General features: G+C 61.1%; 11 protein-coding genes and 1 tRNA gene. 7 read left to right on the top strand and 5 right to left on the bottom strand.

Annotated features, from left to right (window positions below; all coding sequences use genetic code 11):
- The first annotated feature begins 16 nt into the window (after positions 1-16).
- Positions 17-1597: an FGGY-family carbohydrate kinase gene (locus tag H4I99_RS08965; protein ID WP_163900651.1), complete on the top strand. Its 1581-nt coding sequence runs from the start codon at positions 17-19 to the stop codon at positions 1595-1597.
- A gap of 63 nt (positions 1598-1660) precedes the next feature.
- Here H4I99_RS08965 and dgcA read toward each other — a convergent pair whose 3' ends face one another.
- Positions 1661-2647, bottom strand: coding sequence for an N-acetyl-D-Glu racemase DgcA (gene dgcA, locus H4I99_RS08960; RefSeq protein ID WP_163900652.1), 987 nt, complete (start codon positions 2645-2647; stop codon positions 1661-1663).
- A gap of 199 nt (positions 2648-2846) precedes the next feature.
- On the opposite strand from dgcA, the gene mnmA reads away from it, so the two are divergent.
- On the top strand, positions 2847-4043 hold the full coding sequence (gene mnmA / locus H4I99_RS08955) for a tRNA 2-thiouridine(34) synthase MnmA (RefSeq protein WP_163905806.1): 1197 nt from the start codon (positions 2847-2849) through the stop codon (positions 4041-4043).
- A 136-nt stretch (positions 4044-4179) separates the two neighbouring features.
- Positions 4180-4256: transfer RNA gene (locus tag H4I99_RS08950), tRNA-Met, on the top strand.
- Positions 4257-4403: 147 nt separating this feature from the next.
- On the opposite strand, the gene H4I99_RS08945 is transcribed toward H4I99_RS08950, so the two are convergent.
- Positions 4404-4925, bottom strand: a complete 522-nt coding sequence (locus H4I99_RS08945) for a hypothetical protein (protein WP_163900655.1) — start codon at positions 4923-4925, stop codon at positions 4404-4406.
- A gap of 488 nt (positions 4926-5413) precedes the next feature.
- Here H4I99_RS08945 and H4I99_RS08940 point away from each other — a divergent pair, with 488 nt between their 5' ends.
- Complete coding sequence (locus H4I99_RS08940; RefSeq protein WP_163900657.1) at positions 5414-5998, top strand: transglycosylase SLT domain-containing protein; 585 nt, start codon at positions 5414-5416, stop codon at positions 5996-5998.
- 39 nt (positions 5999-6037) lie between these two features.
- The gene (locus tag H4I99_RS08935) at positions 6038-6403 is read left to right on the top strand and encodes a GFA family protein (protein ID WP_163900658.1); all 366 of its coding nucleotides are present in this window, start codon (positions 6038-6040) and stop codon (positions 6401-6403) included.
- A gap of 93 nt (positions 6404-6496) precedes the next feature.
- Here H4I99_RS08935 and H4I99_RS08930 read toward each other — a convergent pair whose 3' ends face one another.
- Positions 6497-7492 carry a Tim44 domain-containing protein gene (locus H4I99_RS08930; protein WP_163900660.1) on the bottom strand — a complete coding sequence of 332 codons (996 nt, stop codon included), beginning with the start codon at positions 7490-7492 and terminating at the stop codon, positions 6497-6499.
- 277 nt (positions 7493-7769) lie between these two features.
- Between H4I99_RS08930 and H4I99_RS08925 the strand changes: the two genes are divergently transcribed.
- Together H4I99_RS08925 and H4I99_RS08920 are read left to right on the top strand one after the other, a co-directional pair.
- A complete protein-coding gene (locus H4I99_RS08925) occupies positions 7770-8648 on the top strand; it encodes a DMT family transporter (RefSeq protein ID WP_163900662.1) in 879 nt (292 codons plus the stop codon).
- Positions 8649-8662: 14 nt separating this feature from the next.
- On the top strand, positions 8663-9304 hold the full coding sequence (locus tag H4I99_RS08920) for a TetR/AcrR family transcriptional regulator (RefSeq protein WP_163900664.1): 642 nt from the start codon (positions 8663-8665) through the stop codon (positions 9302-9304).
- Between the two features lie 81 nt (positions 9305-9385).
- Here H4I99_RS08920 and serA read toward each other — a convergent pair whose 3' ends face one another.
- Together serA and H4I99_RS08910 are read right to left on the bottom strand one after the other, a co-directional pair.
- Positions 9386-10981 (bottom strand): phosphoglycerate dehydrogenase, encoded by a 1596-nt coding sequence (gene serA / locus H4I99_RS08915; protein ID WP_163900666.1) that lies wholly within the window; start codon positions 10979-10981, stop codon positions 9386-9388.
- Between the two features lie 87 nt (positions 10982-11068).
- Complete coding sequence (locus H4I99_RS08910) at positions 11069-12247, bottom strand: phosphoserine transaminase (RefSeq protein ID WP_163900668.1); 1179 nt, start codon at positions 12245-12247, stop codon at positions 11069-11071.
- Between the last annotated feature and the right edge of the window lie 66 nt (positions 12248-12313).

Below are 12313 nucleotides of genomic sequence, written 5' to 3'. Positions count from 1 at the left end.
ACGGAAACAGGCCACGATGCGCGACCACGTGATTGCGGTGGATGTCGGGACGGGCAGCGCGCGCGCCGGTGTCGTCGACCGACAAGGCCGATTGCTTTGCCGCAGGGAACATCCGATCGAGATGCGGCAGATCGGCGACCACATCGCCGAATACGATTCCGAACAGATATGGACCGCCACCTGTATAGCCGTCCGCGAGGCCCTCGCGGCGGCCGAACTGTCGGCTGAACGCATCGCCGCGCTTGCCTTCGACGCCACCTGCTCGCTCGTTCTGCGTGATGCACAGGGCAAGCCGCTGGCGCTTGCCTGTGAAAACGGAGCAACCTTCGACACCATCGCCTGGCTAGACCACCGCGCCAGCCGCGAGGCCGCCGAAATCAGCCAAACGCGCCATCCATTGCTCGCTTATGCCGGCGAGGCGATCTCGCCGGAAATGCAGATCCCGAAGCTGATGTGGCTGAAGCGCAATCGCCCCGATCTATGGGTGAAATCCGGCCATTTCTTCGATCTGGCGGATTTCATGAGCTGGCGCGCCACCGGCAGCACCGGCCGGTCGCTCTGCACGCTCACCTCCAAATGGAATTTTCTCGCCCATGAGAAAAGCGGCTGGAGCCAGGATTTTCTCGACAGGATCGGCCTTGGCGATCTTCTGACACGGGGTGGTTTGCCGCAAGAGGGTGTGGCCATCGGACAGGCGATAGGCTCGCTGACGGAGAAGGCCGCAACGGAACTTGGCCTCGGCACCCACGTCGTGGTCGCTGCCGGCATGGTCGATGCCTATGCTGGCGCGCTGGGCGTGCTGGGCTCAATCGCGGATCAGCCTGACGCGTTGGAACAACGGATCGCGCTGATCGGCGGCACCTCGAGCTGCCTGATTTCCTTTGCCGCCGCGCCCCATTTCGGAAAGAGCTTGTGGGGACCCTTCTTCGATGCGGTATTTCCCGGCCAATGGCTGGTGGAGGCCGGCCAGTCGGCCACGGGCGGCCTGCTCAATCATCTACTTCGATTGCATGGAGAAGGCGGTGAACCAACGCCTTCGCGGCATCGACAGGTAATTGAACGGGTGCAGGCTCTCAGGCAGACGGAAGGGCAAGACTTTGCCGCCCGCCTCCATATCCTGCCGGACTTTCACGGCAACCGCTCGCCCTTTGCCGATCCGAACCTTACCGGCGCGATCACCGGCCTGACGCTCGATAGTTCCTTCGACGGCCTCTGCCGCATCTACTGGCGCGCCTGCGTGGCGATTGCGCTGGCCCTGCGCCAAATCCTCGAAGCAATGGAGAGGAGCGGCATCCGGCCGGAGCGTCTGCATCTCACCGGCGGGCACGTCAAGAATCCGCTGCTGGTCGAGCTTTACGGCGATGTCACCGGTCGCGAGCTGGTGATACCCGACACCGACGACGCCGTGCTGGTGGGCACCGCTATGAATGCGGCGGCCGCCGGCGGGCTTTATCCGTCGCTTGCGGCCGCAGGTGTCGGCATGGCCGCACCCTCACGCAGCAGACAGCCGGATGAAGCGAAACACGCCCTCTATGAGAGCGACTACCGGCGTTTCCTTGCCATGCAACGCCACCGCGCCGAACTGGATACGCTGTAGAGCAAGTCCAGCAAAAGTGGGAACCGGTTTTGCGTCCGGAATAGCTCCAGAATCAAAGCCCGATCAACCCCAGAGACGTGAAGCGGGCGCCTGCATCATCGAACCGTCATAGCGGATCGGATCGTCGCGGTCGGCGGCAAGCAGCAGCGGTCCGTCGAGATCGACATAAGGCGCGCCCTGCGCCACCAGAAAGGCCGGCGCCATGGCAAGCGATGTGCCGAGCATGCAGCCGACCATGATGTCGAAGCCGGCAACCAGCGCCACCTCGCGCATCGCCAGCGCCTCGGTCAGACCACCGGTCTTGTCGAGCTTGATGTTCACGGCATCATATTTTCCGACAAGCTTTGCAAGCGAAGCGCGGTCATGGCAGCTTTCGTCGGCGCAGACGGGCAGCACTCTTTTGATATCGAGAAGAGCATCGTCCTTTCCCGCCGGCAGCGGCTGTTCCACAAGCGCCACGCCGAGCTTGACCAGAACGGGCGCAAGCGCCTGATACTGCTCGACCGACCACCCCTCATTGGCGTCGACAATGATCTTTGAAGCCGGCGCACCCGCCCTTACCGCCTCGATCCGTTCGATATCGCCCTCACCGCCGAGCTTGACCTTGAGGAGCGGCCGCGCTGCATTCTTCGCGGCCGCCTCGCGCATGCTTTCCGGCGTGCCGAGCGACAGCGTGAAGGCGGTCTCGACCGGCTTCGGCGCGGGAATGCCCGCGATCTGCCAGGCAGGCCGCCCGCCGCGCTTTGCTTCAAGGTCCCAGAATGCGCAATCGAGGCCGTTGCGTGCCGCACCCGCCGGCAGCCGCGATTGCAGCGCCTCGCGCGTCATGCCCTTTTTCATGTCGGCCGCACAGGACAGGATGGTCGCGATCACCCCGTCAACGGTCTCGTCATAGCGGGCATAGGGTACGCACTCCCCTCGCCCGGTGAAACTGCCGTCCGAAAGCGTGACCGTAACGACGCGGATTTCCGTGCGCGAACCGCGCGAAATGGTGAAGCTGCCGGCAACAGGGAAACGCTCCTCCGTGGCGGTCAGAATGAGGCCAGTCATCGTCTTTCATTCCTTTCCCTGCAGGGCGTCCCGCGCCGCTGGCGAATCGCCGCCCCTTGCGCGGGACAGCAATCCTTTCTATATCCGTCAACAATCTGGTCGAGGTCTTCGCGATCCATAAACGCAATTTGCCGCATTCCGATGGCGGAACGCTGGCCATGCCTCACCTTTCAACGCATGAAATTGGCGGATGAGCCCCGTGAATACGCTGGATTTTGACAAGAAGCCTGAAGATACCCGCGTCGTTGTGGCGATGTCGGGCGGCGTGGATTCCTCCGTTGTCGCCGGCATTCTCAAACGCGAGGGCTATGACGTTCTCGGCATCACGCTGCAGCTCTACGATCACGGCGCCGCCGTGCATCGTGCAGGCTCCTGCTGTGCCGGTCAGGATATCGACGATGCGCGCCGCGTCTGCGAAACGCTTGGCATTCCCCATTACGTCCTCGACTACGAACAGCGCTTCCGCGACACGGTCATCAACCCGTTCATGGAAAGCTATGTCGCCGGCGAAACGCCGATCCCCTGCGTTGCCTGCAACCAGACTGTCAAGTTCGCCGACCTCCTGGCGACCGCGAAGGAACTCGGCGCCGACGCATTGGCGACCGGCCACTATATCCGTTCCCGGGCAACGCCCCTTCCCGATGATCCGGGGCATCGGGCGCTGTTTCGCCCGATCGATAGCGAACGCGACCAGAGCTACTTCCTGTTTGCCACGACGCAGGAACAGATCGATTACCTGCGCTTTCCGTTGGGCGGCCTCTCCAAGGCTGAAACCCGCGTGCTGGCCGAGGAAATGGGCCTTGTCGTCGCCCAGAAGGCCGACAGTCAGGACATCTGTTTCGTGCCGCAGGGCAAGTATGCCGACATCATCACCAAGCTTCGCCCCGACTCGGCGCTTGGCGGCGACATCGTGCATCTCGACGGTCGCGTGCTCGGCCGCCATGAAGGCATCCTCCATTATACGATTGGCCAGAGGAAGGGATTGGGCGTCGCCACCGGCGAACCGCTCTACGTCATCTATCTCGATGCTCGCTCGCGCCGCGTGATCGTCGGTCCAAAGGAAGCGCTGGAAACCCACCGCGTCTATCTGCGCGACATCAACTGGCTGGGCGACAAGGCGCTTGTCGATGAAGCCCGTGATGGCTTCGCCTGCTTCGCCAAGGTCCGCTCCACCCGCCCGCCGGCACCGGCCATGCTGCGTGCTGACGAAAACGGCATCTATGTCGATCTGGAGATCGGCGAAGCCGGCATTGCTCCGGGTCAGGCCTGCGTTCTCTATTCTGCGCCGGGCGCCGACGCCCGCGTCTATGGCGGCGGCTTCATCGATCGCTCCGAACGGGCGGCCGATGCGGAGGCCTCGCTGAAGACACTTCTTTCGTCTCCCGTCGCCGCCTGAAAGGCCTCCTTTCAAACGTCGGTGAAAACGCTTCTGTTTTTGCCTGTCACGCGCTTGACACTAACGGGAGCCTCGCCTTATAAGCCGCCCATCGCTTCGGGCGGCTTTGATTTTTCAAACGCGACGATCGATGTGTGGCGGGGTAGCTCAGGTGGTTAGAGCGTGGGATTCATAACCCCAAGGTCGGCGGTTCAAGTCCGCCTCCCGCTACCAAATTTCCGGCTTCTCGATGATGCTGTTCTGAGCTCTTTCCTGTGGCGGGGCGCTGCCTTTGGCCTATGTGGCATGACGCGCGATTTTGCATTTTTGACAGCGAGAATTGCAAAAATGCGTTTTTCAGAGACCCGTCGAAGACGCCGTTCAAAGGGGTTCTTGTTCCGGCAGATCCCAATTGCCGAAAATACGTCGCATCTTGTTTGAGAACCAAGCGGGTGAAGTGTATGGACCATGAACTAGGCCACGTTCTACGAGTAAGTTAAACCACTGGAAGCAAAGCTCTCGGAGATTTCCCACGGTCACTAGCCTCTCCTCGCTGCCTGGATAAATGTGACGAACACTCCAGCCGCCCTGAACATCTTCATCCGATGGCTCAAAAACCAATTCCAAAACGCCTGACCAGTCACCAGAGTAGTGGGCGTGCTTTGCCGAATTTGCAATTGAAACGCACATTAACTGATCTGGCATTCGGGTATAAAGCTCCGCCTCAAAAGCCTTTGACTTTTCCTTGCCTTGCATCCCGAGATGATGAAGAACCCAATGCTGGAGGCATTGAGCGGTGATACAGGCATCTAAGAACGCGTAGCAAAGCGGTTGAAACTCGTCATTTTGCATGCGCTGAATGTCCTCAAGCTCTTCCACATTCCAAGCCAACTTCTCCCACATGCCTAGGGCATCATTCAGAATCAGCGTTCGCTGTTGCACTGTGGGGCGGGCTTGCTTGCTAGGGCGTTCCATACCGTAGACCTCGATTGCTTCTCGCCGGGCGATTTTGCAGGTTGCGCAAATTGGGTTGCCTGTTGGTTGTCGCAGCTTGCCAGTTCGCGGGCTACGCCGAATCGCAAAACCATCTCCAACTAGCGTCTACTTTAACAGACACCACCTTTCCCTGTTGCACGGCGTCACTTGAAACCTGAGCGTTATCAGGCCCCAGGCATCGGCAACGAACTAAATCAACTTCGATCTGGCTACCGCAGCGAGATTACGTGACAAGCTCCACGAATGTATCGAATTCGCCAGAAAACGACAAAAACAACCGTGCAGAAACAGCGGTTTTGCATAATCGTCGCACCACCCCTATCACCCATAAAGGTCAGAAAACTTTTCATTAAATTTTAAGGAATAGACTGGGCGCTCCAAGAGAGGTCTTTGTCATGCGTACCGCCCTTGTCTCAACGCTCAGCGTCATGCTGATCCTGTCTGCCTGCGCCAAACCGCCGAACCAGACGCGCAATGCCTGCGCGATCTTCGAGCAGCGCGATGGCCTGTTCAACAACTGGCGGCGGGCAGCCCGCAATACCGAGCGCGAATATGGCGTGCCGGTTCCGATCCTGATGGCGACGATCTATACTGAATCGGGATTCCGCTCCAACGCCAAGCCCCCGCGCACCAAGCTCTTCGGCTTCATCCCGTGGAAGCGCAAGTCGACGGCCTATGGCTATTCGCAGGCGCTCGACGGCACCTGGGATCGCTATCAGCGCGAGACCGGCCGTTACTCGGCACGCCGCACCGATTTTGCCGATGCCATCCAGTTCATCGGTTGGTACCACCGCCAGAGCAACATCAAGAACGGCATTCCGCTGAACGAGCCCTACCAGCTCTACCTCGCATACCATTCCGGTCATGTCGGCTACTCGCGCGGAAGCTACCGCAGCAACAGCGAGGCGCTGCAGGGCGCCAAGCGCTTTACCAACATCGCCTACACCTATTCCAGGCAGTTGCAGAGTTGCCCGAACTGATCCTGCCAAAAGCTGCCGCCCAAGACACGAGGATATTGGATGATCTATCGAGGCGGCTGCCTGTGCGGCGCGATCCGGTTCGAGGCAACGGGCGCGGCTGAAAAGCCGCATACCTGTTCCTGCAAGTTCTGCCAGCGGCATACGGGCGCGCTGACGGCAAGCTGGGTGGAGTTTTCCCGCGAGAACGTCGCGTGGACCGGTTCAGGCGGAGCACCCTCCACCTATCGCTCGTCGGAGTATTCCAGCCGGGCTTTCTGCCCCTCATGCGGAAGTTCACTCGGCGCACTGGATGACGAGCCCGTGGTCGCCCTTCTGATCGGCACCTTCGATGACAGCACCGCCGCCGAACTAGAGCCGCAATACCACTCCTTCGAGGATGGCAAGCCGCGCTGGTGGCACACCTGACAAAGTGACACCTCTGACGAAAAAAGCCGCCCGCAGCAATCTGCCACGGGCGGCTTTGTTGAGTGATGACGGGGCCGGATCGGCCCCGTTCTGTTATTCCGCGTCGCCGACAGCCTGGATCGCCGAAATCTGCCAGTCGGTGCCGGGGCGGCGAACGAAGGTCCAGATCTCGGTGGACTCCGAGGGATGGTCGGGATCGCCGCTGACGACGCTGCCGTTGTTACGGTCCCGCAGGACGTCAATGCTCTCATAGCGCATGGCGACGGTCGCATATTCGACATTGCCCTCGCGCCAGGATTCGGCGACATCGCCCTGAACGAGATGAACGTCCCGAACGTCGTTCTTCACGCCGCGCGTGGCGTTTTCGCTCAGTTCCTCAGCGAGATAGGACATGGCTTCCGGCGTGGTGATGCGACGCAAGGCCGAATAATCCTCTGCAGCATAGGCAGCCTGCATTTCCTGCAGGAGACCCTCGAAGCGTTCGAGGTCGGACTGGCCGATGCCCAATTCGTCGGGATTGCCGTTGCGCGGTGCTGCCGGAGCAGCGGAGGCGGAACCGCCACCCATGCGCGGGATCTCGAAAGAGGGGCGCGAAGGCTGCTGTGTGTCACGCGCCATGCCGCCTGCACCGGAGAATGCCGGCTGCCGGTTGGCGAACATGCGCATGGCGAAGCGGATGACAAAGAAGATCGCCGCCGCCTGCAGCAGCAGGCCGAGGAAGCCGAAGCCACCGCCGAAGCCGGACCCCATCAGCATGCCGAACAGGCCACCCATCAGCATGCCGCCGAGCAGACCACCACCGAGGCCGCCAAGGAGACCACCGAACATGCCGGGACGCTGAGCATTCTGCTGACGTGTCTGGGCAGCCGAAGGCGCAGCCTGCGATGCGCCAGTGTTCGGCGTCATCGAGCGCTCGATCGGAGCAGCCGGTGCGGGTGCGGTCCGGGTGGCCGGCGGGGCGGAAAAGGTGCGCGTGCCCCGGCTACCGAAGCCGCCGCTCGCCTTGCGTGCTTCCGCCATATCGGCCACGCTCAGCGCAACCGCCATGCCGATTGCCAGAACTCCGAAAAACTTACCGTATCGCCCCATGGCTTGATCCTGTCCCTTCCCTTTGTTCACCGGCATAAGCGCCGGAATTCCATGCACCCATATGGGGGAGCTTCGCGAACTATTGAAGACTTGCGATACGCTTTTCCCCGAAGGCGATCCTGAAAACACAGAGTTTCCGGGCTTTTGGCGAAAACACGCGCCTTCACGTTTTGGTGAACTGTGAACACAGCGTTCAATAAATACGAAAAAGTATCTAATTGATACGATATCGTACATAATGGTAAGCGGCCTGATCACTCCAGCCTCGAGGTCCGCCATGTATCCCAAGCTGTCCGCTGCTCTTGCCACCATTCTCTGGGGCTTTACCTACATCATCACCACGACCATGCTGCCACCGAACCCGATGTTCATCGCGGCCGTGCGTGCCATCGGCGGCGCCCTGCCGCTCCTGCTGATTGCTCGCGAATTGCCTCCAAGGGAGTGGTGGGGGAAGATCGTGATTCTCGGCACGCTGAACAGCGGGTTGTTCTTCGGCCTCCTGTTCATTGCCGCCATTTGCCTGCCGGGCGGGGTCGCAGCAACGTTTCAGGCGCTCGGTCCGCTGTTCATGGTGCTGCTGGCCTGGCCGCTGCTCGGTGCGATCCCGGCCATCGCCAAGGTTTCCGCCGTCTTCGTCGGCGCGGTCGGCGTGGCCATGGTCGTGCTGAAGAGCAATGCAGCCATCGATCCGATCGGTGTCGCTGCAGCGCTTGGAAGCGCACTCTCGGTTGCACTCGGCGGCATCCTGGTTCACAAGTGGGGCCGGCCGCGCTCGCTGCTCGGCTTCACCGCATGGCAGTTGCTCGTCGCAGGTATCGAACTCAGCCTCGTCACCGCCGTTGTCTCCGATGTCCCCGCCCGCCTCTCCGCCCTCAACGTGGTCGGCTTCGTCATCCTTGCGCTGTTCGTTACGGCACTCGCCTTTGCCCTCTGGTTCCGGGCGATCCAGGGTGCGGGTGCGGCCAATGTCGCGCCCTTCTTCCTGTTGACACCGATCACCGCGTTTGTTCTGGACGCGGTCTTCCGGGGCTTCGTGCCCAACACCGTGCAGATCGTCGGCGTGGTGCTCGTGATCGGCAGCCTGCTATACAGCCAACATGTCGACCGCCGCGGTTTCCGCCCGGCCCACCACGTTCATCCGACGAAGAAAAACTGAGGACGCATGCCATCATGACCAGGGACGCCGCACCGGACCATGTCGAGCGGACAACATCGCGTGGATTGGCGCGGCGCAACCTGATCGTGACCACCGCGACCGATCTCTTTCTCGAGCAAGGCTACGACGCCGTCACCGTCGACGAAATCATCCGCGTCGTCGGCGGGTCAAAGACCAACCTCTACAAACATTTCGGCGGCAAGGAGGGGCTGTTTTCCGAGGTCGTCGAACAGCTGTGTCACGACTTCCTTCAGCCTCTCTCGGTTCTGGAGGTCTCGAGCCTGCGCCCAGCCGACGGCCTGAGAGTGCTCGGCTCCACGCTTCTGAAAATGCTGATGGCGGACCGGCATGTCGCATTCCAACGGCTGATGCTGGCCGTATCCGGTCGCTTCCCGGACCTGACGGGCGTCTGGTTCGAGAGCGGCCCTGTTCAGTCCCGCAAAGCCCTCGCGAATTTCATCGCCTCGAAACAATCGACCGGAGAGATGCGGGAGGCCGATCCGCACATGCTGGCCATCCAGTATCACGACATGATCGTCACCAACCCGCTTTATCTCGCCCTGATGGGCAAAAAGCCCTCCCCCGCCGAGATCGAACGCTCCATCGATAACGCGATCGCAACATTTCTGCTCGGGCAATTGCCGCGCGCCAACTGACCAGCCTCAGGCGACGCATAAAAGAAAAGCCCGGCAGGAAAAAACCTGCCGGGCTTTTCCGATTCTCTTGGGAGAGATGACTTATTCGACGCTGAAGGTCAGCGGCTTGGCCTGTTTGATGGCGGCGTTGGCCGTCAGCTTGTCGAGAACGGCCTGATCCACCTCGCCGTCGACATAAAGAAGCGCGATGGCGTCGCCGGCTTCCTTTTCGCGTCCGAGCTGGAAGTTGGCGATGTTCACGCCGGCATTGCCGAGCGTCGTGCCGATGAAGCCGATCATGCCGGGAACGTCGGTGTTGGTGATGTAGATCATATGCGGACCGACATCGGCATCCATGTTGATGCCCTTGATCTGGATGAAGCGCGGCTTTCCATCCGAGAAGACCGTACCGGCAACCGAACGCGTCTGCTTTTCGGTGGTGACGGTGAGCTTGATGTAACCGTCGTAAACGCCGGTCTTGTCGCGCTTGACCTCGGACAGGATGATGCCCTTTTCCTTCACCATGACCGGTGCCGACACCATGTTGACGTCAGCGACCTGCGGGCGGATGAGGCCGGCGAGAAGGGCCGAGGTCAGAGCCTTTGTGTTCATGGACGCGGTCTGGCCGTCGTACAGGATCTCGATTTCCTTGATCGGGCCTTCCGTAACCTGGCCAACGAACGCTCCAAGAACGTCGGCGAGCCTGATGAACGGCTTCAGGATCGGAGCTTCTTCCGCCGTGATCGACGGCATGTTGATGGCGTTGCTGACAGCACCCTTGACCAGGTAGTCCGACATCTGCTCGGCAACCTGCAGAGCGACGTTTTCCTGTGCTTCCGTCGTCGATGCGCCGAGGTGCGGCGTGCAGACGACGTTCGGCAGACCGAAGAGAGGGCTTTCGGTCGCGGGCTCGACTTCGAACACGTCGAAACCGGCGCCGGCGACATGGCCGGACTTGATCGCTTCTGCAAGCGCCGCTTCATCGACCAGACCGCCGCGGGCGCAGTTGATGATGCGAACGCCCGGCTTGGTCTTGGCAAGGGCTTCCTTGTTGAGGATGCCGCGGGTCTTGTCGGTCATCGGCACGTGCAGGGTGATGAAATCAGCCTGGGCCAGCAGCTCGTCGAGCTCGACCTTGGTCACGCCCATTTCTTCAGCGCGTTCCTTCGACAGGAAGGGGTCATAGGCAAGCACGCGCATCTTGAGGCCGATGGCGCGCGAGCAGACGATGGAGCCGATATTGCCGGCGCCGATGACGCCGAGCGTCTTGCCGGTAATTTCGACACCCATGAACTTCGACTTTTCCCACTTGCCGGCCTGCGTCGATGCGTCGGCAGCCGGAAGCTGACGGGCAACGGCGAACATCAGGGCGATGGCATGCTCGGCGGTCGTGATCGAGTTGCCGAACGGGGTATTCATGACGATGATACCGCGGCGCGATGCAGCGGGGATATCGACGTTGTCGACGCCGATACCGGCGCGGCCGATGACCTTCAGGTTGGTCGCGGCGGCGATCAGCTTCTCCGTTGCCTTGGTGGCGGAGCGGATGGCGAGACCGTCATAGTTGCCGATGATTTCGGCGAGCTTGTCCTTGTCCTTGCCGATCTTCGGCTGGAAATCCACATCAACGCCGCGATCGCGGAAGATCTGGACGGCGGTTTCCGACAGTTCGTCGGATACGAGAACGCGAGGTGCCATTGCGAGGCCTCCTTCAAAGAGTTCGTGTCGATGAATTCTGGGAATTTTAAAAGAGGCTCCGCCTTTTGACGGCGGAGCCGGAAAACCTCAGGCCGCAGCCTTGGTCAGCGTGGCCTTCTGGGTCTTGTAGGCCCAGGCGAGCCAGGGCATCAGAGCTTCCATGTCGGCCTTCTCGATGGTGGCGCCGGCCCAGATGCGCAGACCGGACGGAGCGTCACGGTAGGCGCCGATGTCGAGAGCGACGGCCTCCTTCTCGAGGAGAGCAACAACGCCCTTGGCAAAGGCCGCCTGTGCATCGGCGTCGAGCGCCGCTACATCCTTGTCGACGATCTTCAGGCAAACGGACGTGTTGGAGCGGGTCTCGTCCTTGACGGCGAGGTTGGCGATCCAGTCGTTTGCGGCAACGAAGTCGAAAATGACCTTCGCATTGGCATCGGCACGAGCGGTTAGCCCATCAAGGCCACCGATCTGCCTGGCCCAAAGCAGCGCGTCGATATAGTCTTCGACGCAGAGCATGGACGGCGTGTTGATGGTCTCGCCGGTGAAGATGCCTTCGATCAGCTTGCCACCCTTGGTCATGCGGAAGATCTTCGGCAGCGGCCATGCGGGCGTGTAGCTTTCCAGACGCTCGACAGCGCGCGGCGAAAGGATCAGCATGCCGTGACCGCCCTCGCCGCCCAGAACCTTCTGCCAGGAGAAGGTGACGACATCGAGCTTGGCGAAGTCGAGGTTCTGCGCGAAAGCGGCCGAGGTCGCGTCGCAGATGGTCAGGCCCTTGCGGTCGGCCGGAATGAAATCGGCGTTCGGAACGCGAACGCCGGAGGTGGTGCCGTTCCAGGTGAAAACGACGTCGCGGTCGAAATCGACGGCAGCGAGATCGGGAAGAGCGCCGTAATCGGCTTCGAACTTGCGGACGTCCTTAAGCTTCAGCTGCTTGACGACGTCGGTGACCCAGCCGGCGCCGAAGCTTTCCCAGGCCAGCATGTCTACGCCGCGCTCACCGAGCAGCGACCAGAGCGCCATTTCGACGGCGCCAGTGTCGGAAGCCGGAACGATACCGATGCGGTAATCGGCCGGAACATTCAGAATTTCGCGAGTAAGATCGATGGCCTGCTTCAGCTTGGCCTTGCCAACCTTTGCACGGTGCGAACGACCGAGCGAAGCATCGGAAAGAGCCTCAAGCGTCCATCCAGGGCGCTTGGCGCAGGGGCCAGAAGAAAAATGAGTATTCGCCGGACGCGCGGCGGGGGCGACGATATCAGCCATATAGATACCCTTCCAGGTAATTAGCCTCTCGTTGGGGAGAGGTGTCCCGCCGTCGGAACTACGCCT

Origin of the sequence: Paenirhizobium daejeonense, from assembly GCF_014280875.1 — a bacterium.
Taxonomy (GTDB): domain Bacteria; phylum Pseudomonadota; class Alphaproteobacteria; order Rhizobiales; family Rhizobiaceae; genus Allorhizobium; species Allorhizobium daejeonense.
This window is presented reverse-complemented; position numbering and strand designations above follow the sequence as displayed.